The organism is Stenotrophomonas hibiscicola ATCC 19867 (genome assembly GCF_000382065.1).
GTDB lineage: Bacteria > Pseudomonadota > Gammaproteobacteria > Xanthomonadales > Xanthomonadaceae > Stenotrophomonas > Stenotrophomonas hibiscicola.
Map to the genome: position 1 here is coordinate 552,219 of NZ_KB907500.1, position 21,369 is coordinate 573,587.

General features: G+C 67.2%; 16 protein-coding genes. 6 read left to right on the plus strand and 10 right to left on the minus strand.

Annotation, left to right across the window (positions count from 1 at the left end):
• The first annotated feature begins 8 nt into the window (after positions 1–8).
• Positions 9–377 (plus strand): hypothetical protein, encoded by a 369-nt coding sequence (locus G370_RS0111055; protein ID WP_154081335.1) that lies wholly within the window; start codon positions 9–11, stop codon positions 375–377.
• Here G370_RS0111055 and G370_RS0111060 read toward each other — a convergent pair.
• The 6 genes from G370_RS0111060 to G370_RS0111085 form a co-directional block, all read right to left on the minus strand.
• Positions 296–3,322, minus strand: coding sequence for an autotransporter family protein (locus G370_RS0111060; RefSeq protein WP_019660652.1), 3,027 nt, complete (start codon positions 3,320–3,322; stop codon positions 296–298). The genes G370_RS0111055 and G370_RS0111060 overlap by 82 nt on opposite strands.
• A gap of 226 nt (positions 3,323–3,548) precedes the next feature.
• The gene (locus G370_RS0111065) at positions 3,549–4,616 is read right to left on the minus strand and encodes an acyltransferase family protein (protein WP_019660653.1); all 1,068 of its coding nucleotides are present in this window, start codon (positions 4,614–4,616) and stop codon (positions 3,549–3,551) included.
• Positions 4,616–5,764 (minus strand): N-acetylglucosamine-6-phosphate deacetylase, encoded by a 1,149-nt coding sequence (nagA, locus tag G370_RS0111070; RefSeq protein ID WP_019660654.1) that lies wholly within the window; start codon positions 5,762–5,764, stop codon positions 4,616–4,618. The genes G370_RS0111065 and nagA overlap by 1 nt, the downstream gene beginning before the upstream one ends.
• Positions 5,764–6,792 carry an SIS domain-containing protein gene (locus G370_RS0111075; protein ID WP_019660655.1) on the minus strand — a complete coding sequence of 343 codons (1,029 nt, stop codon included), beginning with the start codon at positions 6,790–6,792 and terminating at the stop codon, positions 5,764–5,766. Before G370_RS0111075 ends, nagA begins: the two co-directional genes overlap by 1 nt.
• Before the next feature lie 7 nt (positions 6,793–6,799).
• Positions 6,800–7,867: a LacI family DNA-binding transcriptional regulator gene (locus G370_RS0111080; protein WP_019660656.1), complete on the minus strand. Its 1,068-nt coding sequence runs from the start codon at positions 7,865–7,867 to the stop codon at positions 6,800–6,802.
• 39 nt (positions 7,868–7,906) lie between these two features.
• A complete protein-coding gene (locus G370_RS0111085) occupies positions 7,907–9,196 on the minus strand; it encodes a sugar MFS transporter (protein WP_019660657.1) in 1,290 nt (429 codons plus the stop codon).
• A gap of 375 nt (positions 9,197–9,571) precedes the next feature.
• Between G370_RS0111085 and G370_RS0111090 the strand changes: the two genes are divergently transcribed.
• The 3 genes from G370_RS0111090 (at position 9,572) to G370_RS0111100 (ending at position 15,892) form a co-directional block, all read left to right on the plus strand.
• Entirely contained in the window at positions 9,572–10,588 is a 1,017-nt protein-coding gene (locus G370_RS0111090) for a glucokinase family protein (protein ID WP_019660658.1), read from the plus strand.
• Positions 10,589–10,729: 141 nt separating this feature from the next.
• Entirely contained in the window at positions 10,730–13,429 is a 2,700-nt protein-coding gene (locus G370_RS0111095) for a TonB-dependent receptor (RefSeq protein WP_019660659.1), read from the plus strand.
• Positions 13,430–13,540: 111 nt separating this feature from the next.
• Entirely contained in the window at positions 13,541–15,892 is a 2,352-nt protein-coding gene (locus G370_RS0111100) for a family 20 glycosylhydrolase (protein ID WP_019660660.1), read from the plus strand.
• A gap of 125 nt (positions 15,893–16,017) precedes the next feature.
• Here G370_RS0111100 and G370_RS0111105 read toward each other — a convergent pair whose 3' ends face one another.
• Together G370_RS0111105 and G370_RS0111110 are read right to left on the minus strand one after the other, a co-directional pair.
• Complete coding sequence (locus G370_RS0111105) at positions 16,018–16,410, minus strand: VanZ family protein (protein ID WP_019660661.1); 393 nt, start codon at positions 16,408–16,410, stop codon at positions 16,018–16,020.
• Positions 16,407–17,591, minus strand: coding sequence for a class I SAM-dependent methyltransferase (locus G370_RS0111110; RefSeq protein ID WP_026347089.1), 1,185 nt, complete (start codon positions 17,589–17,591; stop codon positions 16,407–16,409). The genes G370_RS0111105 and G370_RS0111110 overlap by 4 nt, the downstream gene beginning before the upstream one ends.
• A 58-nt stretch (positions 17,592–17,649) precedes the next feature.
• On the opposite strand from G370_RS0111110, the gene G370_RS0111115 reads away from it, so the two are divergent.
• The gene (locus G370_RS0111115) at positions 17,650–18,387 is read left to right on the plus strand and encodes a pteridine reductase (protein ID WP_019660663.1); all 738 of its coding nucleotides are present in this window, start codon (positions 17,650–17,652) and stop codon (positions 18,385–18,387) included.
• 76 nt (positions 18,388–18,463) lie between these two features.
• Here the strand turns inward: G370_RS0111115 and folK are convergent, their stop codons facing one another.
• Positions 18,464–18,949: a 2-amino-4-hydroxy-6-hydroxymethyldihydropteridine diphosphokinase gene (gene folK / locus G370_RS0111120; RefSeq protein WP_019660664.1), complete on the minus strand. Its 486-nt coding sequence runs from the start codon at positions 18,947–18,949 to the stop codon at positions 18,464–18,466.
• Positions 18,950–19,038: 89 nt separating this feature from the next.
• Between folK and G370_RS0111125 the strand changes: the two genes are divergently transcribed.
• A complete protein-coding gene (locus G370_RS0111125; protein ID WP_019660665.1) occupies positions 19,039–19,782 on the plus strand; it encodes a proteasome-type protease in 744 nt (247 codons plus the stop codon).
• Between the two features lie 75 nt (positions 19,783–19,857).
• Here G370_RS0111125 and G370_RS0111130 read toward each other — a convergent pair whose 3' ends face one another.
• Positions 19,858–21,369 carry an ATP-binding protein gene (locus G370_RS0111130; protein ID WP_019660666.1) on the minus strand — a complete coding sequence of 504 codons (1,512 nt, stop codon included), beginning with the start codon at positions 21,367–21,369 and terminating at the stop codon, positions 19,858–19,860.

Sequence of the window (21,369 nt, forward strand, 5' to 3'; positions counted from 1 at the left end):
CGGAGGTCATGGCGTCGGTGGGATTCGTGCCGACCAAGGTCGGCACCTACCAGAGCAACGTCGTGGTGTCGGTGGGATTCGTGCCGACCAAGGTCGGCACCTACCAGAGCAACGTCATGGCGTCGGTGGGATTCGTGCCGACCAAGGTCGGCACCTACCAGAGCAACGTCATGGCGTCGGCGGGATTCGTGCCGACCAAGGTCGGCACCTACCAGAGCAAGGCATGGCAGCGGAGAGAGTCGTGTCGACCAAGGTCGACACCCACCAGAACGAGTCATGACATCCGTACCGCGCGCTACCAGTCCGCGCGCAGGCCGATGTTGCCTTCGATGATGCGGCGCTTCTCGTTGCGGTCACCGCCCAGCTCGCGCGTGTAGTCGGCCACCGCGTACGCGCTGATGGTGCGGTTGAAGCGCCCTACCACGCCGACACCGGCTTCGAGCGCGCGTGAGCGCTGCGAATTGATGATCGTGTCGTCGTCGAAGCGGATGCGGTCCTCGCCGGAACGACCATGCCAGTAATTCAGCTTGAAATACGGCTGCCAGCCGTTGTCGGCCAGCTGGTAGTCGCCGGCCAGACGCAGGCCGATGCGGCCGGTCCAGGCGTTGTCGTTGTCGAAGCGCACGCTCGATACCTCATCGCGGCGGTCGTCCAGCGAGGTGCGCTGCCAGATCACCTGTACCTGTGGCTCCAACCACCACGCCGACTGCCCAAACCGCAGCAGCGGCTTGCCGGCCTCCACCGACACGCTGGTGCCATCACCGCTCAAGCCGAAGCCAAGCCCGCGCGAGGAACGCACGCGGCCGTCGTAACGGCTCTGCATCGCCACGGCGTCGATGTAGCCACCGCTGCTGTCGGTGAAGGTCCAGTACAAGCCCACGTGCTTGTCGTCCAGGCGGTTCTGGCCCACCTGCACGTTCTCCCAGCCCAGTGCCAGGCCGGTGGTCTTGCCCTGCGCGCGGGTGCGGCCAACGAATACGCCGATCTGGTTGCGGTGGTTGTCAGGCGCCGCAGCCCACACGTCGAGGCCGGCCTGCAGGCCCATCACATCGCCATCGAAGCCGGGCTGCGCATCCCCCTTCCAGTGGATCTCGCTGCTCTGCCCCACCAACCGGCCCCAGGCGGTGCGGAATGCGCCCTGGTTGTACAGCAGGCGCTGCTCGCCCTGGCGCTCGTGGAAGGTACCCAGGCTGGCCAGCGAGGTCTCGCGCAGGAGCGGCGGCACCACGGCATAGGTGGCAGTCTCCACGCGGTACAGCGGCACCACTGCGCCCTCGGCGGGGCGTGCACCCGGCGGCGGCGGCGCACCGGTTCCGGGCAGCGCACCGCCGGCCACTGGCACGTCCGGCACGGCCGGATCGCTGGGTGGCGCCACCGGCGCGGGTTCCGGTGGCGGTGGTGGCGGCGCGGTCTCGCCCGCGGTCAGATCCGGATCGGTGGCGCCTTCGGGCGGCGGCGGCGGTGCCGGGGTGATCGGCGGCGGTGGGGCCACTGGAGGCGTCAGCGGTGGCGGTGTCGCGCTGCCGCCACCGTTGGGTGCCGGCGTCGGCCCGGTCACCAGCGTCGAACGCAGGTACCAGTTCTCGGCGGTACCGGCACTGACACCGCCCTTGAACAGGAAGTACTCGTAGGCACCGGCCGCAACCGGTGCGAACAGCGAAAACGCACCCGGCGCGGTGCGGCCGCCATTCAAGGCCTGCACCACCAGGATGCCATCGGCCAGCGTGGCGGCGCCGCTGCCGCCGGCATTGAGCACGCCGATGCCGGTGGTCCCGGTGGCAGTACCGCCGTCGATCACCAGACGGTCGCTGGTGGAGTTGTCCGCGCCCAGCACGGTACGCAGGTACAGGCCACCACCGTCTCCGCGGTAGTTGCCACGCACGGTGAACACGTCGCCCGCGCCGGTACCGTTCAGGTCGATGCGCCCGGCATTGACCATCTCCACCAGTGCGCCACTGTTGAACGGACGGATGGCATGGCCGCCACTGCCCGCATACACGGTACTGGTGTCATCAACGGTGAGCGTGCCGGTGTCGGTTGCGCTGTCGCCCAGCACCAGGTCGCCATCGAAGCTCAGCTCGGTGCTGTTGGTCAGGCTGATCGTCTCCCAGTTCTGGAAGCGGCCCACGCCCGTGGTCTTGACGTTGCTGAGGTTGAGCTGGTCGATGCCACTGCCGCCGTCGAACAGCGGCACCGCACCTAGGTTGCCCTGGTTGAGGTTGCTGAGGTTGGCCACGTCGTTGTCCGGGCCCATGTCGATCGCGCCGTAGACGATGCCGCCGCCATTCCAGTTGAAGGTGTCATCGCCGGTACTGAGCAGTACCTGCCCGCGCACGGTGCCGTCGGTAATGGTCACGCTGTCGTTGCCGCCGCTGACGCTTATGTTGCCGCCGATGTAGGCGGTACCCGAGATGATGATGGTATCGGTGTCGAAACCGGTCACCACATTGCCATCCACGGTGCCGCCGGACTGGTCCCACAGGTTCTTGTCCAGCTTCATGTTGACACGGCCGATGCGGCCACCAGTCATCCACGCCTGGTCGCCATCCTCGAACGCGCCGATGATGCGGCCACCACTCATGCGGAAGGTATCGATGTTGTCGCCCTGCTGCAGCGCGCCGATCGTGCCGCCACTCATGACGAAATCATCGCGGCCACTGCCTTGCGCTACCACGCCGGTGACGGTGCCGCCGGTGACGGTCATCTGGTCATCGCCGTTGCCCTGGTCGACGCTGTCGATGGTGCCATTGCCCAGCAGCAGCACATCGTTGCCATCCCCTTGCAGGACGCCGCCGCTGATGCTGCCGGCCTGCATGTCCAGGCGGTCGTTGCCTGAATCGAACTGTACGCCGGTGCGCCCGCTGATCGTACCGCGGTTGACCAGCACGCTGTCGCCCGCACCGACGAACTGCAGGGCGGTGTTGTTGCCGGTGCTGATGCTGCCCGCATTTTCGACACGGCTGCCGCCACCGAGCTGGACCGCCACACCGCCCACCGAACTGATCGTGCCCAGGTTGGACAACAGATGCCCACCGGCACCAACAAGCGAAATCGCGCTGCTGCCACCGCTCTGCTGCAGTTGTGCCGTGTTGGCGATATTGATGGTGATGCCGGCCGCGCCATTGGCCGTGATGGGAACAGTCTGCGGGTTCGGCGCATTGGCATCGCAGGTGACCGTCTGGCCGGCGACGGGGGCGGCGCTGTCACAGCCGGCCCAGGCGACGCTGGCACTCAGCAGCATGACGGACGGGACAGCCAGGGCCTGCAGCACGGAAACGGTGAGGCGGCGCGGACGGAAAGCGCGCGGAACGGCACGGGACATACAGCACTCCTGGACAAGGGATCAGGAACTGCGGATATGCGGTACTGCGCAGGCAGTCTGCCGTGTGGTGAACGGTTTCGATAGGTGAAATTGCGTGGCGGCCATCACAGTTCAGTTGCGAACTTGATCGGCCATCACCCCACCTCCACGTGGCTGAAATTATTCATCTTTGCAGCGGTCACAGGCCGCGCGGAGAGCATCCACGCATGGCGTGGATGAGGTGCCATCAGATCTTCAGATAGATCTTCCGCCGGTCCAGCCACCATGCTACGCCCCACCACAGCGCGACAAACACCAGCGCCTGCAGCATGGACGCCAGCTCCAGCGCCTGCGGCATTGCGGTGGCCAGTCGCTGCCAGACCCACCCCCAAACCCCGGTAGCCATCAGCACCACCGACATCACCGATGCGCCCAGATACGCCGTGATCGCATTGACGCCGAAGCGCCGGCCCAGCGCCGGCCAGCCCTTCTGGTCGATCAACAGGTGGCCCAGCCACAGCGCCAGCGCCGCCAGGCCACCGGTCCACAGCACGTAGCTGGGCGTCCACAGCTGCTTGTTCAACGGCAGCACCACCGCCAGCAGCAGGCCCAACACCGCAGTCGCCACACCCAGCCCAGCCAGCGCCGCGGCACGTCCGCTGCGCAGCAGGCCTCCGGCCAACAGCCCGAGCACGGTACTGGCCAGCGCGCCCAGCGTGCTCAGCAATCCTTCCGGGTCATGGCCCAGCCCGGCATCGGCGTGCCATTGATAGATCCACGGCGCGAACAACGCGGTATCCAGGCGGCTGGCCGGGTTGGTCCATGGCGCCAGGTCACCGATGCCCAGCAGCAACACGGTGTACCCCACCAGCAGCGCGATCAGAGCGCCCACCTGCACGCGCGGCCGCGCGTAGACCGCCAGCACGCCCACCAACGCCGCACACACCGCGATGCGTTGCAGCACGCCCCAGATGCGGAAGTGATGGGTATCCAACGCCCACCAGATCAGCAGGTGCAGCAGCGCACCGGCCAGCACGATGCGCAGCGCGCGCTCCAGCACGCCGCGCGCCAGTGCAGGTCGCGCCGACACGTCCAGCGCGCGCGGCGCTACGCTGAACGCCATCGACACGCCCACCAGGAACAGGAAGAACGGGAACACCAGATCGGTGGGCGTGCAGCCATGCCATTCCGAATGGCGCAGCGGTGCGAACACCGCACTCCAGTCGCCCGGGTTGTTGACCAGCAGCATCGCCGCCACGGTGATGCCACGCAGGGCGTCGATCGAGCCCAGTCGGCGTGGCGGCGTCGCGTTCATCAGGCGGCCTCGTACTGTCCGGCAATCCAGGTGCCACGCACCTGCAGGGCATCATCCAGCAGCACCAGGTCGGCCTGGTAGCCCTCGGCGATGTGGCCCAGGCGATCATCGACGTTGAGGAACTGCGCCGGGTAGGTCGAGGCCATGCGTGCCGCTTCGGCCAGTGACTGGCCAAGCAGCTGCACGGTGTTGCGCACCGCCGTGGCCATGTCCAGCGCCGAGCCCGCCAGCGAACCGGCGGCATTGCGCACCACGCCATCAATGGCGGTAATGGTTTCGCCATACAGCACGTAACTGGGATCGTCGGCACCGACCGGCGGCATCGCATCGGTCACCAGCAGTAGGCGACCGCGCGGCTTGGCAGCCAGCGCCACGCGCAGGCTGGCCGGGTGCACATGCACGCCATCTACGATGATGCCGATCCAGCTATCGCGGTCTTCCAGTGCAGCACCCACCGCGCCCGGCTCGCGGCCCTGCAGCGGCGACATCGCGTTGTACAGATGGGTAAAGCCACGCACACCGGAATCCAGGCCGGCGCGGATCTCCTCGTAGGTGCCTGCAGTGTGGCCAGCGGCAACGATCACGCCACGCTCGACCAGCGCGCGGATCGTCTCCAGCGGCACGCGTTCCGGCGCCAGCGTCAGCAGGGTCACGCCGTTGTCGAGCGATGCCGCCAGCGCGATCTCGTCTTCATCCGGCACGCGGAACTTGCTGGCATCGTGCGTGCCCTTGCGCGCCGGCGCGATGTACGGGCCTTCCAGGTGGATGCCGATCACGCCCGGCACGCCCTGCGCGATGGCCTCGCGCATCGCAGCGATGGCTTCGCGCATCACCGCCACGTCATCGCTGATCAGCGTCGGCAGCATCGCGGTGGTACCGAAACGACGATGCGCCTGCGCAATGGTGCGCAGCGCCGCCACGTCCGGCGTGTTGTTGAACAGCGCGCCGCCACCACCATTGACCTGCACGTCGATGAAGCCGGGCAGCAGCCAGCCACCGCCCAGGTCTACTTGCTCGGCAGCGTGGCCGAGCTGCGGCGCGGCATCGGGCAGCAGCGCGCTGATGCGGCCATCTTCGATCACCACTGCCAGATCGTCGCGGAACTCATCTTCCGCCAGGATGCGGGCATTGCGCAGCACGGTTGCCATCACACCGTCTCCGTCACCTTGTTCAGGTGCGGCGGCAGGTCCGGGTTGAAGCCACGACGCAATGCCAGCGCATTGATTGCGCGGTAGAAGCTCTGCACGGTCAACAACGGTGCGCACAACGGATGCGGCGCTGCAGCCACCGGCAGGTTGCCGCCGGCCCCGGCCAGCCACACCTGCGCGCCCCGGGCAGAAAATTCCTCGACCACCGCGCGGGTGCCGGCGCCGGTTTCATCGGGCTGCGCGAAGGCCAGCACGGGGAATCCACGGTCAACCAGCGCCATCGGGCCGTGCTTGACCTCGGCCGAGCTGTAGGCTTCGGCATGCAGGCTGCAGGTTTCCTTGAACTTCAGCGCCGCTTCCTGGGCCGCGCCCAGGCCCAGGCCACGGCCGAGCACGAACAGGTTGGTGGCCTCGACCAGGCCTTCGGTCACCGCACTCCAGTCGCACTGCCAGGCCTCGCGCATCGCGTCCGGCAGCAGGTCCAGTGCGGCGCGAAGGCTGCTGTCCTGCTTCCAGTACGCAGCCAGCTGCAGCAGTGCGGCCAGCGACGCCAGGTAGCTCTTGGTCGCCGCCACGCTCTTTTCGGCACCGGCATGCAGCGGAATGACCGTATCGGCCAGCAGCGCCAGCGGCGAATCCTCGACGTTGACCAGCGCGATCACGCGCGCACCGGCGGCCTTGGCGGCCTCGGCGTTGCGCAGCAGGTCCGGGCTCTTGCCCGACTGCGAGATGACGATGAACAGTGCGCCGCGCAGCTGCAGGGGTGCGGCATAGACCGACCCCACCGACGGCGAGGCCGATGCGACCACCAGGCCCAGCTGGGTTTCCAGCAGGTACTTGCCATAGGTGGCGGCATGATCGGAACTGCCGCGTGCGCAGGTGACCACGAACGGGGGCGGCGCAGCACGCAGGCTGGCGGCCAGGGATTCCAGGGTGGCGTGGTTGCGCGAGAACTGGCGGGCAACCACGTCAGCCGCTTCAGCGGCCTCGGCGAACATCAGGGTGGACGTGGGGTCTGACAGCGACATGGCAGGCTCAGGCAGGATCGGAAGGAAGGGGGCGTGCGCCGGCCGGGCGCATCGGCGCGGTCGAACCGCGCACCACCAGCTGCGGCACGAAGCCCTGGTTGTGCAGCGGTGCCGGCGCATCGTCGTAGGCGTCGCTGCGCAGCTGCGCGATCAGCAGGCGCGCGGCATGGCGGGCGATGTCCTCGGTGGCCTGCTTGGCGGTGGTCAGCGGCGGCCACGACTGGCGCGAGAACGGGCTGTCCTCGAAGCCGGCAATGGACAGGTCGTAGGGCACGTTCATGCCGGCCGACTTGGCGGCGGCCAGCACGCCGGCAGCGATTTCGTCGTTGGAACCGAAGATGGCGGTGGGCGGCTCGCGCAGCGCCAGCAGGCGGCGCGCGCCGCGGAAACCATCGTCGAAGGTGTAGTCGCCCTGCACCACCAGATGCTTGTCCACGGTCATGCCGTAGTCCTTCAGCGCGGCTTCGTAACCGGCGTAGCGTTCGCCCGAGGAGCGGTGCGAGCTGCCGCCCCAGAGGAAGCCGATGCGCTGGTGGCCCAGCTGGATCAGGTGCTCGGTGATCTCGTAGGCCGCCTCGCGGTCGTCGACGAACACGCAGGCGCCGTCGGCCGGGTCTTCAGTGGCGGCGATGATGCGCACCAGCTTGATGCCACGCGCGCTCAGCGCCTGGATCAGGTCGCGGCGCTCGGACATCGGCGCGGTCAGCACCAGCCCCGCCAGCCGCGAGCGCTGCACCCAGTCGGCCAGTTCATCGGCCAGCAACGGCGAGCTCGAATCACAGGGATGGATCTGCAGGCCGAAACCGGTCTCGCGGCACGCGGCCAGTACGCCGTTCTGCACGCCGATGATGTGGTACGGGTTCGGGTTGTCGTAGACCAGCCCGATCACGAAGGTAGTGCCGCTGCGCAGGTTGCGCGCGGACGGATCGGGTTCATAGTCGAGCTCGGCAATGGCACGCAGCACCCGCGCGCGGGTGGCCTGCATCACCGAGGGCTCGTTGTTGATCACGCGCGAGACCGTCTTCAGCGAGACCTTGGCTTTCTCCGCAACGTCCTTGATGGTCGCTCTGCGCATGGGTTTTCCCTGGGGTTGGCTGCCGTCCATCATCGCCGATCAGACCTTATCCTGCGGCAGGCCGGCGCGGTGGCCGACCACCGAATAGAACAGGATGTACAGGTAGCACGGCACCATCAGCAGCACGAACACCAGCTGGAAGTCGATGTGCTGCTTGAGCACGGCGAACAGCTGCGGAATGATCGCACCGCCGGCGATGCCCATCACCAGCAGGGCCGAGCCGGTCTCGGTGAAGCGGCCCAGGCCGCGGATCGCCAGCGGGAAGATCGCCGGCCACATCATGGCATTGGCGAAGCCCAGCAGGGCCACGAAGGCCACCGATACGTAGCCGTGGGTGGCCCAGGCGCCGAGGCAGAACACCACGCCCAGCACCGCCGAAATGGTCAGGTAGCGCGACTGCGAAACCACCTTGGGGATCACCAGCAGGCCGACCACGTAGCCGATGAGCATCGCGCCGAGGGTGAGCGAGGTGAACATCTTGGTCTGGTCCAGCGGCAGGTCGAAACCATGACCGTAGGTACCGATCGCATCACCGGCCATCACTTCCACGCCGACGTAGACGAACAGGCAGAGCACGCCCAGCCACAGGTGCGGGAACTGGAAGATGCTGCTGCGCTCGGCTGCGCCGGCGGCCGTCGGGGTGGCGTTGGCCTCGGAGGACTTGATCTCCGGCAGCGGCGAGAACAATACGGCGACGGCCAGCAGCACCAGCAGGCCCGCCATGGCCAGGTACGGCGCATGGATCTTGGCGGCGAACTCATTGAGCAGGGCCACTTTGGTGACCGCGTCGGCCGCCTGTACCTGCTTGTCCAGGTCACCGATGCCATGCAGTACCAGGGTGCCGATCAGCACCGGTGCGAGCATGCCGGCGATCTTGTTGCAGATGCCCATCAGCGCGATGCGGCGTGCCGCAGTTTCAATCGGGCCGAGGATGGAGATGTAGGGATTGATCGCCGTCTGCAGCAGGGCCAGCCCGCTGCCGATCACGAACAGGCCGCCGAGCGCACCCGGGTACCAGCGCTGGGTCGCGAACTCACCGAACAGCGCGGCCCCCCCGGCCATCACCAGCAGGCTCAGGCTCAGGCCCTTCTTCATGCCGGTGCGGCGCAGGATCCAGGACGCCGGCAGGGCCAGGAAGAAATAGGACAGGTAGAACACCATCAGCACCAGGAAGGCACCGACCTCGCTGAGTTCGAAGGCCAACTTGACGAAGGTGATCAGCGGGCCGTTGAGCCAGGTGAAGAAGCCGATCAGGAAGAACAACACGCCAACGATGGCGATGGAGGTGGCCACGTTCGGGCGCGCGCTTGCAGCGGGGACGGCGGACATCAGGAGGGCTCCTGCGGCGACGGCCGCAGAACGCGGCGTCGAAGAGTGGCTGGGAACAACGTTGTCACATTCTTTCGATGGACAGCCGCGGTTTGTCAACTTCCACGCGCAGCCCTGTGAACCTCGTGCTGCACTGCGCAAGTCCGCCGCGGTACGCGCCGCTGATTGCGCGGCAGTCCTAGAGCCACGTGCGGCAATGGTTCCCACGTGAAACCCGCACTCACACCATGTAAACGTTTACTGCACGCCGCGTTCGTTGCAACGCAGCAACGAAAGTGTCACGAACTCGTTGACATCGTTGTCAGCGCGGTTACAGACTCCGCCACAATCGCCGCCCCGGTTCCGGGCCGGCCCCACCTGACAGCAGGAGCCCGCGTGACCGCCAGCCACCCCGCCCCGGCCCATGTCCTGTCCCGCGTTGCGCGCTCGTTCCTGGCCGCCGACGTCGGTGGCACCCATGTGCGCGTGGCCCGGGTCCAGGCCAGCGGCGATGCCGCCCACCCGGTGCAGGTGCTGGAGTACCGCAAGTACCGCAACGCCGACCATGCCGGTCTCAGCGCGATCCTGTCCGACTTCCTGGGCGAAGGCCCGCGGCCCACGCACTGCGTGGTCGCCAGCGCCGGCTACGCCCGCGAGGACGGCACCGTGATCACCGCCAACCTGCCGTGGCCGCTGTCGGCGCGCCAGGTGGAAGCCGACGTCGGCCTGCAGCGGGTCTACATCGTCAACGACTTCGAAGCAGTGGCCTACGCCGCCGCGCAGGTGGACGCCAGTGGCGTGCTGCACCTGTGCGGGCCGGAAAGCGCCGCACGCGGTCCGACCCTGGTGGTCGGCCCCGGTACCGGTCTGGGCGCCGCGCTGTGGATCCCCACCGCGCACGGCCCAGTGGTTCTGCCCACCGAGGCCGGCCAGCCGACTCTGGCGGCCAGCACCGAACTGGAAATGGCCATCGTCCGCCACATGCAGCGCGACCGCGCGCACGTGTCGATCGAGCATGCGATCTCCGGCCCCGGCCTGATGAACCTGTACCGAGCCGTGTGTGCACTGCAGGGGCAGGCGCCGACCCTGGCAAGCCCCGACGCAGTCACCGCCGCCGCCATGGCCGATACCGATGCGCATGCGCGCCAGGCGCTGGACGTGTTCTGTGGCCTGCTCGGCAGCACCATCGGCGACATGGCGCTGTTCTACGGCGCCCACGGTGGCGTCTACCTGGCCGGCGGCATCCTGCCGCAGATCCGCGAATACCTGCACGCCAGCACCTTCGTCGAACGCTACCTGCAGAAGGGGCCGATGGGCGAAGCGCTGGCACGCATCCCGGTGAAGGTCGTCGAACACGGCCAGCTGGGCGTGGTCGGCGCTGCCAGCTGGTACCTGCAGCAATCGGCCGCCTGACACCGCAACAGGCTTCAACGCAATCGCAGCACGCAGTACGTGGCACGCCAACGCGGGACTTCGCCGCCGCCCCGCGCATGTCAAGGCAACCGTAACCGAACACCGCCGCCGGCACCCAATCGAATGATGAGGAGAGACATCATGAACACCCGCAAGACCCTGCTTTCGGCCGCCATCGTCAGCTGCATCGCCTTCAGTGTGCACGCGCAGCAGGCGGCCCCGACCGCCACCGATCTGGACACCGTGACCGTTACCGGCATCCGTGGCTCGATGGAAAAGTCGCTGGACACCAAGCGCGAAGCCAATGCGCGCGTGGAAGTGGTCACTGCCGAAGACGTGGGCAAGCTGCCCGCGCATAACGTGGCCGATACCCTGCAGCGCCTGCCGGGCGTGAACATCAGCTCGTCCAGCGCCGATGAAGGCGGTTTCGACGAAGCCGACCGTGTCAGCCTGCGCGGCACCAGCCCGAGCCTGACCCAGACCCTGATCAACGGCCACAGCGTCGGCTCGGCCGACTGGTTCGTGCTCAGCCAAGGTAGCAATGTCGGCCGCAGCGTCAGCTACACCCTGCTGCCGTCGGAACTGGTGCGCTCGGTGGAGGTGAACAAGTCCTCGCAGGCCAAGCTGCAGGACGGCGGCACCACCGGCACCGTCAACATCCTCACCCGCAAGCCGCTGGAATTTTCCAAGCAGATCACCGCTGAAGCCTCGATCGGCGCGGTGCGCTCGGACCAGGCCAAGTCGACCGACCCGCAGCTGTCGGGCCTGTTCAACTACAAGAACGACGACGGCACCTTCGGCGTGATGGTGCAGGGGTTCAGCCAGAAGCGTGAACTGCGTCGTGAAGCGCAGGAAATCCCGTCGGGCTTCTTCAAGATCGACCCGAACGGCACCGTAGCCAAGTCCAACCCGGACCTGGCCGGTGTCTATGCGCCCGCCCTGCTCGGCTCGACCCTGTTCGAGCAGACCCGCGAGCGCAAGGGTGGCCTGATCTCACTGCAGTTCAAGCCGGCCGACAATCTGACGCTGGGCCTGGAAGGCTTCAGTTCCAAGATGGAAGCCAACAACTACAACCGCAACTTCATGTTGTGGGGTAGCAAGATCATGGGCGACGACAAGGACGACGCCGGCGTGATCACCCGCCCGGGCCAGGCCCCGCTGCCAGGCTATGTGGTCAAGGATGGCGTGCTGACCAACGCCAACTTCGCAGGCGTCGCCGGTACGCCGTACGCGGTGTACGACATGATCTATCGCGAGGCCACCGCCAAGAGCAACTACATCACCCTCGATGCCGACTGGCAGATCAACGACAGCCTCAACGCCAAGATCCAGGCCGGCAGCACCAAGGGCACCGGCACCACGCCGCGCCAGTTCATCGCGGAAGTGACCGTGGCTGACGGCGGCGGCGCCAACTGGACCACCCACGGCAACGGTTCGCCGGTGGACTGGAACGTCGGCGGCGACATCAGCCCGAACGGCGTGACCAGCTTCGGCACCTGGGGCAACCAGGAAGTCACTGCCGAAGACAAGGAAAAGTGGTTCACGGCGGACTTCAATCAGTACTTCAACGATGGCGGCGTGCTGAACTCGCTCGACTTCGGCGTGCGCTATGCCGACCACAAGCGCGAGGCGCTGTCGCCGGAAGGCGCAACGCCGGGCGCGATCTGGGACGCACTGAAGGGCGCCCCCACCGGCAGCTTCCCGGGTGGCTTCGCCGGCGGCATCGGCGGCAATTTCCCGCGCAACATCTGGTACTACACCCCCGGTGCGCTGAAGGACGCAGTGCTCAACAACTCCACCTGGCTGGCCGGCAATGACGGCCCGACCGGTCGCCACAACTATGGCGCCGAGTGGAAGGTGGCCGAAAAGAACTTCGCCGGCTATGTCCAGGCCAACTTCAGCGGCGACCGTTGGAGCGGCAACGTCGGCCTGCGCTACGTCAACATCAAGCAGGACATCGACACCTACCAGGCGGTCAGCGATATCGCCAACGCCGACGTCAGCAGCCTGTTCGGCAAATGGAAGGCGCTGTCGTTCGAAAACAAGCACGACCGCATCCTGCCCAGCGCGAACCTGAAGTTCGATCTGGCCGATGACCTGGTGTTCCGCTTCGCCGCGTCGCAGACCCAGACCCTGCCGGACTTCTCGGCACTGGGCGCATCGTCCTGGGGTTCGGACCTGACCAAGGTCGGCGGTGGCGGCAACCCGAAGCTGAAGCCGGTGCTGTCGACCAACTTCGACGCCAACCTGGAGTGGTACTTCATGCCGCGCGGCCTGGTGTCGCTGGGCGCGTACTCGATGAACCTGAAGGACTACGTGGCCTTCGGCACCCAGACCCAGATGCTGTACAGCGAGCTGAGCAACCAGCTGGAGGCCTATCAGGTCGCCGTGCCGGTCAACGCCGACGGCAAGGTCTACGGCATGGAGTTCGCCTACGAACAGCCGCTGGGTGAGAACTTCGGCCTGAACGCCAACTACACCTACGCCGACGGCAGCACCTCCCACACCTGGGAAGACGGCAGCAACAACCTGCTGGGTACCTCGAAGAACACCTACAACGTGGGTGCCTACTTCGAGAATGATACCTTCGGTGCGCGCGTCAGCTACACCTACCGGTCCTCGTTCCTGATCGGTCTAAAGGGCGCGAGCCCGTACTACCAGGATGATTTCGGCACACTGTCGCTGTCGCTCAGCTACAAGGCGACCGACTGGATGAGCGTGAGCTTCGATGCGCTGAACCTCAACAACCCGACCCTGAAGTACTACCAGAGCGCCTCGATCCCGAGCGCGTTCTATGAGAACGGTCGCCAGTACTACCTCAACTTCCGCTTCAAGTACTGATCCAGCGGCGGCATCATCGCCGAGTCGTGCACGCACGCCGGGCCTGGGTCATTCCGGGCCCGGCGTTTTTCATGTATAGCGTTCATCGCACCGTTCCAAGGAGTCGTTCCGATGGTCAAGCCTTCCCGCGCCCGGATGCGCAGCGCGCTGCTGGGCAGCCTGATTGCCCTGCTGCCGGCACTGCCGGCGCTGGCCGCCGATCCCACGCCGGCCACCGAAGCACCCGGCCCGCAGCTACGCACCGGCAGCCTGATGCTGATTCCCGCGCCAGCCACCGTGCAGCGCGGCCAGGGCAGCGGCATCACCGTACGCGCCGATACCGCGCTGCACGCCGAAGGCGAAGCCGCGCAGCGCGTCGCCACCCAGTTCGCCGACCTGCTGGCGCGCAGTGGCGGTCCGCGCCTTACGCCGGCCAAGGGCAAGACGGCAGCCGCCCCGGGCGGCATCCGCTTCCAGATCGTGCCCACCTTCCGTGACAGCGGCGAGAGCTACACGCTGGAAAGCACCGCGCAGGGCGTGGTGATCCAGGCCGGCAACGAAACCGGCCTGTTCTACGGCGCAACCACGCTTGCCCAGCTGGCCACGGGCGGAAGCAACGGCGTGCTTCCCGCAGTGCAGATCCAGGACGCGCCGCGCTTCAGCTGGCGCGGTTTCATGCTCGACTCGGCACGGCATTTCCAGAGCCTGGACGAGATCAAGCGCGTGCTCGATGCGATGGCCGCGCACAAGCTCAATACCTTCCATTGGCACCTGACCGATGACCAGGGCTGGCGCATGGAGATCAAGCGCTACCCGAAGCTGACCGACATGGGCAGCTGCCGCCTGCCGGCCGGTGATGGCGGCATCGATCCGGTCAGCGGCCAGGAGCATCCGTACTGCGGCTTCTACACCCAGGAGCAGATCCGCGAAGTGATCACCTATGCCGCCAAGCTGCATATCCAGGTGATTCCGGAAATCGATGTACCGGGCCACGCGACGGCTGCGATTGCCGCGTATCCGGAGCTGGGCACCATCGATACGCCGCTGAAGCCGATCAGCGAATGGGGCGTGTTCCCGAACCTGTTCAACGTGGAAGACAGCACCGTCACCTTCCTCGAGAACGTGCTGGAAGAAGTGATCGCGCTGTTCCCGGCCAGGTACGTGCACGTCGGTGGCGACGAGGCGGTGAAGGACCAGTGGGAAGCGTCGAAGCAGGTGCAGCAGCGCATGCGTGCGCTGGGCATCAAGGATGAAATGGCCATGCAGAGCCACATCATCAAGCGCTTGGAGACCTTCCTGGAGAAGCACGACCGGCGCCTGATCGGGTGGGATGAAATCCTCGAAGGCGGCCTGCCACCGCAGGCCACAGTGATGTCGTGGCAGGGCACCGAAGGTGGCCTGGCCGCGGCCAGTGCTGGCCATGACGTGGTCATGTCGCCGGTGGGCTACCTCTATCTGGATTACCTGCAGACGGCCTCGCCGAACGAACCGCCGGGCCGCCCGGCCCAGGTCAACCTCGGCAAGTTGTACAACTACGAGCCGGTGCCGGCCCAGCTGGCGGCCGACAAGCGCCAGCACATTCTCGGTCTGCAGGCCAACATGTTCACCGAGCACACGCGCACCTACGCACGCCTGCAGCACAACCTGTTCCCGCGCCTGGCGGCAGTGGCCGAGACCGGCTGGAGCACGCCGGAACATCGCGACTTCCGCGATTTCCTCGCGCGCCTGCCCGCGCAGCTGCAGCGCTACCGCGCCTGGGGCCTGGCCTACGCGCAGACCCCGTTCGAAGTGGGCGTGGACTACACCAACAACCGCGCCGCCAACACGGTGACCGTGTCGCTGGCCAATCCGCTGGGCTATGAAGTGCGCTACAGCACCGATGGCCAGCCGGTGACGGCGCAGTCGCCGCTGTACCAGCAGCCGCTGACCGCGCAGCTGCCCGCTACCGTGCAGGCCGCCGCGTTCTACCAGGGCCAGACGCTGGCGGCGAAGCCGACGGTCGCCGCGTTCAGCGCACAATCGCTGCTCAGCCGCCGCAGCGATGAGCTGCTCAGCTGCGTGGGCAAGAAGGGGCTGGTGCTGCGCCTGGAGGACGATGGCCCGCGCGAAGGAAACCGCGCGGTGTTCAACGTGGATATCTTCCAGCCCTGCTGGCGCTGGCCGCAGGCGCAGCTGGACGGCGTCGGCAGCGTGGAAGTCCGTGCCGGGCGCATCCCCTATTACTTCCAGCTGGCCCACGACGAGCCGAAGCGTCGCTTCGAAAAAGCGAGGCGCGCGCATGGCGAGATGCAGGTGCGTCGCGGAGATTGCAGCGGCAAGGTGCTGGCCGAAGTACCGCTGCCGGCCACGCCCGATGCCGATGGCTTCGTGACGCTGCGTGCGGCGCTGCCGAAGGGGACGCAGGGCACCGGTGACCTGTGCATCAACTTCACCGGCGACACGCGCCCGGCGATGTGGGTGCTGGATGAGGTCACACTCAGGTAGGTGCCAACCTTGGTTGGCGCTTTGCGGCCGGATCCACGCATGGCGTGGATCTACTGTAGAGCCGAGCCCATGCTCGGCTTTCCGGTTGAAAGGCAGCCGAGCATGGGCTCGGCTCTACAGGAACCTCACCCGCGCCAGCGCAGCAGCACGTCGCGCAGCGGGGTCAGGGCCGTGGCCATGCCGACCAGCACGCCCACCGTGTTGGCGATGGCGTCCATCGGGTCGGCCATGCGGTTGCTGGTCAGTGCGCCCTGCGCGAACTCGATGCCGATGCCCATCAACACCAGGGCCACGCCCACCCACAGCAGCGGCCTGCCGCGGCGGAACAGCTGCACGGCGCTGCCGGCCAGGATGAAGTAGGCGACGAAGTGCTCGCCCTTGTCGCTGTTTTCCGGCAACGGAATCGGCGGCGGTGGAATCAGGCAGACCACGATCACCAGCAGTACTGCCGTCGCCCACAGCCCGGCCCACAACCGCGGCCGCCGCAGCGGCTTGATCGCCGGCAACGCCTCGCTCACAGGCGCCAGCTCAGGTCACCCAGCTCGAAGGCCGGTTCGAAGTCGACGCCACGCTGCAGGCCGATGGCCTGGAAGCGCTCGCCCATCTCGGTCGGCAGGGTCAGCTTCTTTACCTGGTCGCGCAGCTGGATGCGGCCGACCTCGTCGGTACGCTCCTCGGCCAGCAGCAGCACCTGGTCCAGGCCGTTACCGAGCAGGAAGCTGGCCTGGCTGCAGTAGCCGGCCAGCTCGAAACCGCCGTGCATGCCGGCCTCGGCCATCGCGGTGAAATCCACCGACGCGGTGATGTCCTGCAGGCCCGGCCAGCGGTGCACGTCGTTGTGCACGTGATGGCGGTAGAACGCACGCACGGTGCCCTCGTCGCGGTCGTGCTGGTAGAACTCGCTGCGACTGTAGCCGTAGTCGACGAACAGCATCGCACCACGCTGCATGCCACCAGCCACCGCCTGCAGCCAGTACGGCAGCTGCGGCAACACTTCGGAACGGTAGCCCTCGGCGAAAGGCTTTTCCAGGTAGCGCTCGATATGGCGCACCGCACCGTTGAGCAGGATGTCGGCCGGCTGCGCGCCACGGATGAAATTGCCTTCGGCGTCCAGCTCGACGGTTTCCTCGTAGACCTCGCCATCGCGGATCAGGAAGCGCGGGGTCGGCAGCGCGTCGATCACCTCGTTGGCGAACACCACGCCTTCCCAGTCCTCGTCGAACGGGCGGTCGACCCAGTCCACGCGCGCGGCCAGCTCGGCCGGCAGGTTCTGCTGCAGACGCTGCTGCTGGCGCTCGCGCAGATCGGCACTGGGTTCGAGGATGGCGTAGCGCGACGGCAGCGCATCCAGCTCGGCCAGGCGCAGCAGCACTGCCTCGGCGAAGGCGCCGGTGCCGCCGCCCAGCTCCAGCATCCGCGCCTGCGCGCCGAGCTGGGCGAACACCGGTGCCAGCGCATTGGCCACGCTGCCGGCAAACAGGCTGCCGAGCTCGGGCGCGGTGGTGAAGTCACCGCCGCCACCGAACTTGCTGGCGCCGGCGCTGTAATAGCCCCAGCCCGGGGTGTACAGGCACAGCTCCATGAAGCGCGAGAAGGGCATGGCCCCGCCCTGCGCGAGGATTTCAGCACGCAGGGCGGCCGCCAGCTGGTCGCTGTGGGCCAGGGCATCGGCTTCGGGCAGGGGGAAGGTGGGCTGCATGGCGTGTTCGAATGCGGTGACAATGTGCACAGGATAGCTGAGCCTTGGAGGACCCTCGATGAGCGATACCCACCCCGTGGTCCTGATCACCGGCAGCGCGCGCCGGATCGGCGCGGCCATCGCCCGCCAGTTCCACGCCTGTGGCTGGTCGGTGGTACTGCATGCCAACACCTCCAGCGCCGAACTGCAGCAGGCCGCGTTCGATTTCGACAATGTGCGGCCGGGCAGCGTGCTGGCCCTGCAGGCCGACCTGCGTGACGCCGACGCCCTGCCCGACCTGGTGGAACAGGCCGTCACCCACTTCGGCCGCCTGGACGCGCTGGTCAACAACGCCTCCAACTTCTTCCCCACCCCGCTCGGCCAGGTCACCGCCGAGGCGATGGACGCACTGTATGCAGTCAATGCACGTGCGCCGCTGCTGCTGTCACAAGCGGCGGCGCCCTACCTGCGCCGCCAGCAGGGCTGCATCGTCAACCTGACCGACCTGCACGGCACCGATCCGATGCGCGACCACATCGCCTACACCATGGCCAAGGCCGCGCTGGAGATGGCCACCCGCGCACTGGCACTGGAGCTGGCGCCGAAGGTGCGGGTCAACGCGGTGGCGCCGGGTGCGATCCTGTGGCCGGAACAGGGCAAGGACGATTTCGCGCGCGAGGCGCTGCTGGCGCGCACGCCGCTGGCGCGGATCGGCACGGTCGAGGAGATCGCCGAAGCGGTGTACTGGCTGGTGGCCGAAGCCAGCTTCGTCACCGGCCACACCCTGCGCGTGGATGGTGGGCGCACCGTCAGCTGAAATGTTGCCGGCCAGCGGCCGGCACCACCGGTAGCGCCGGGCCATGCCCGGCGAGCGCAGCGGCAACAACAACCGATCATTCCAGGTCCACCACCTCGAACGCCTCGCCAAACTGCGCGTGCGCCCGCCACAGCGTGGCCAGGTCCTGCCCGCTGACCGGGTCGATGAAGCCCGGCGCGATGTCCGCCAGCGGCTTCAGCACGAAGGCATGCTTCAGTTCCGGGCGCGGAATGCGCAGGTGGCCGGGGCCTTCCACCACCAGGTCGCCGTAGAACACCACGTCGATGTCCAGGGTCCGGTCGGAGAAGCGCGGCCCGCTGCGATCGCGGCCGTGCGCGTCTTCCAGCGCATGCAGCCAGTCGTCCAGTTCCTGCAGCGGCAGATCGGTCTCGATCGCCGCCGCATTGTTGAGGAAGGCCGGGCCATCGAAGCCGACCGCGGCAGTACGGTAGGCCGGCGAGACCTGCAGCGCGCCGAAGCGCTCGCGCAGGGCCGTCACCGCGGCGTGGAGGTAGCGGCGGGGCTGGACGTTGCTGCCCAGGCTCAGGAGCACGGTCGTCATGCGGTTCAGGTGGCAGCGATGGGGGCGTGGACATGCCGTCGTCACGGCGGCCTGCCTACAATCCGGGACGCACATGATAGGGCACCGACATGACCTATTGCGTTGGAATCGAGGTGGACGAGGGCCTGGTCTTCGCTGCCGACACCCGGACCAATGCCTCGCTGGACGATGTGCGCGTGCATCGCAAGCTGCACGTGTTCGAATATCCCGGCCAGGCAGCCTACGTGCTGATGGCGGCTGGCAACCTGGCCACCACCCAGCTGCTGGTGTCGCGCCTGGGCCGCGACGCCGCAGAGCGGCGCGTGCCCAACCTGCGCGACATGACTCACCTGTTCGAAGCCGCCGCGTATGTGGGTCAGCTGCTGGTGGACAGCCAGGTGCACAGCAGCCACAGCGAACACGGCCATGACGGGGTCAACACCCAGGCCACGCTGATCTTCGGCGGCCAGATCGCCGGCGAGCGGCCCGGGCTGTACATGATCTACCCGCTCGGCAACGCCATTGCCGCCTCGCCGGAGACGCCCTACCTGCAGATCGGTGAATCCAAGTACGGCAAGCCGATCCTGGATCGCATCCTCAGCCCGACCACGCGGCTGGAGGACGCCGCGCGCACGGCCATCGTCTCGCTGGACTCCACCATCCGGTCCAACCTGTCGGTGGGCCTGCCGATCGACCTGGCGCTGCTGCGCGACGGTGAACTGCGTATCGGTCGGCAACTGCGGCTGGGCGCGGATTCAGCGCTGTATGCCGATATCCACCAGAACTGGTCACGGCGCCTGGAACAGGCGGTGGACGCCCTGCCGCGGTTCCCCTGGGAAACCGACGAACGGTAGTGCCGGCCGCTGGCCGGCGACCGCGTTGATACCAGCACACAGGGATGCCGGCCAGCGGCCGGCGCTACCGGGGCATCAGCCCAGCGCTTCTGCCACGGCGCGGAATACCTGCTGCATCTGCAGCGGCTTGTGCAGTACATGCACCTCCACTCCGGCCGGGAAGGCGTCGGCCGAGACCGGCACCGCAGGGTCTTCCAGCACCAGCGCCGGGCCGCGGTAACCGAGCGCAGCCATCTCGCCCAGCAGCTGGCTGGCCGGCAGCAGCTTGGAGCCGGCATCGGCAATCACCAGCGCCGGCATTGCCTCCTGCTGCATCCAGCGCAGCGCCGCCGGGCCATCGGAGGCCAACTGCAGCTGGTAGCCCTGGCTGGACAGCGCGTTGCCGAGCAGCGACAGGCGCGTGGCTTCCCCATCGACCACCAGGATCGACTGGCCGCTACCCAAGGCCACCAGCTGTTCGATCGGCTCGCTGCCGTCGATGATCTCGTGCATCGGCAGGCGCAGTTCGAAGCAGGTGCCCTGTCCCGGCTGGCTGCTGACATGGATGCTGCCACCAGCGCCCTCAACAATGCGCTTGCAGGAGATCAGGCCCAGGCCAGTGCCATCTGCCTTGGTGGTGAAGAATGGATTGAACAGGTGCGACAGCGTGTCCGCATCCATGCCAATGCCTTCATCGGCAACGCAGATACGCATCCAGTCCACGCCATCGCGCTGGCCGGCATGGCTGGCGGTCAGGCTCAGTCGGCCGCCGTTGGGCATCGCCTGGATCGCATTGAGTGCCAGGTTCAGCATGACCTGCTGCAGTTCGGTGTAGTTCGCATCCACTACCAGGCCTTCGTCCTGCACCTGCAGTTCCAGGCGCACGGCATCGGGCACGTTGCTGCGCAACAGCAGGGCCACCGCATCGAACAGGCCCTTGATCTCGATACGCTCGCTCGGCTTGCGCGAACCGCGCACGAACGACAGCATCGATTCGGCCATCTCGTGGCCGCGGCGGCCACACTCGGCAATTACGTCGGCCAGGTGGTGCAACTGCGGATCGTCGGTACGCGCCTTCAACAGGTCCGGCATGATCAGCAGCGGCTGCAGGATGTTGCGCAGGTCATGGCTGAGGCCGGCGGCGAGCAGCGACAGGCTTTCCAGGCGCTGCGCGCGCATCAGTTCGGTCTCCACCCGTGCGCGCTCTACGGCGCTGCGGGCATCGCGGATCGCACGCGCCACCGCCGACGGCAGGCGCGCCGGCTGGTGCTTGATGATGTAATCGTTGGCGCCTTTCTGCAGCGCCGCCACCGCGTTCTCCTCACCCATGGTGCCGGAGACGAAGATGAAAGGGACTTCCGGCGCCGTCTCGCGCACGATGCGCAGCGCATCATCACCGGAAAACCCCGGCATGCTCAGGTCGGACAGCACGATGTCCGGCTGGAACGCGGCCAGTGCCTGGCGCAGCTCCGCCTCGCTCTCGACGCGCTCGAAACGAGCGTCCAGGCCCGCATCGAGCATCTGTTCGGACATCAGCTCGGCATCTTCCGGTGAGTCCTCCACCAGCAGGATGCGCAGCGCCCCCAGGGCAGGACCGGTCAGGGGCAT

Coding starts and splice junctions, on each gene's coding strand:
- G370_RS0111055 (WP_154081335.1), top strand. CDS start 9: ATGGCGTCGGTGGGATTCGTGCCGACCAAGGTCGGCACCTACCAGAGC.
- G370_RS0111060 (WP_019660652.1), bottom strand. CDS start 3,322: ATGTCCCGTGCCGTTCCGCGCGCTTTCCGTCCGCGCCGCCTCACCGTT.
- G370_RS0111065 (WP_019660653.1), bottom strand. CDS start 4,616: ATGAACGCGACGCCGCCACGCCGACTGGGCTCGATCGACGCCCTGCGT.
- nagA (WP_019660654.1), bottom strand. CDS start 5,764: ATGGCAACCGTGCTGCGCAATGCCCGCATCCTGGCGGAAGATGAGTTC.
- G370_RS0111075 (WP_019660655.1), bottom strand. CDS start 6,792: ATGTCGCTGTCAGACCCCACGTCCACCCTGATGTTCGCCGAGGCCGCT.
- G370_RS0111080 (WP_019660656.1), bottom strand. CDS start 7,867: ATGCGCAGAGCGACCATCAAGGACGTTGCGGAGAAAGCCAAGGTCTCG.
- G370_RS0111085 (WP_019660657.1), bottom strand. CDS start 9,196: ATGTCCGCCGTCCCCGCTGCAAGCGCGCGCCCGAACGTGGCCACCTCC.
- G370_RS0111095 (WP_019660659.1), top strand. CDS start 10,730: ATGAACACCCGCAAGACCCTGCTTTCGGCCGCCATCGTCAGCTGCATC.
- G370_RS0111100 (WP_019660660.1), top strand. CDS start 13,541: ATGGTCAAGCCTTCCCGCGCCCGGATGCGCAGCGCGCTGCTGGGCAGC.
- G370_RS0111110 (WP_026347089.1), bottom strand. CDS start 17,591: ATGCAGCCCACCTTCCCCCTGCCCGAAGCCGATGCCCTGGCCCACAGC.
- G370_RS0111115 (WP_019660663.1), top strand. CDS start 17,650: ATGAGCGATACCCACCCCGTGGTCCTGATCACCGGCAGCGCGCGCCGG.
- folK (WP_019660664.1), bottom strand. CDS start 18,949: ATGACGACCGTGCTCCTGAGCCTGGGCAGCAACGTCCAGCCCCGCCGC.
- G370_RS0111125 (WP_019660665.1), top strand. CDS start 19,039: ATGACCTATTGCGTTGGAATCGAGGTGGACGAGGGCCTGGTCTTCGCT.
- G370_RS0111130 (WP_019660666.1), bottom strand. CDS start 21,369: ATGCCCCTGACCGGTCCTGCCCTGGGGGCGCTGCGCATCCTGCTGGTG.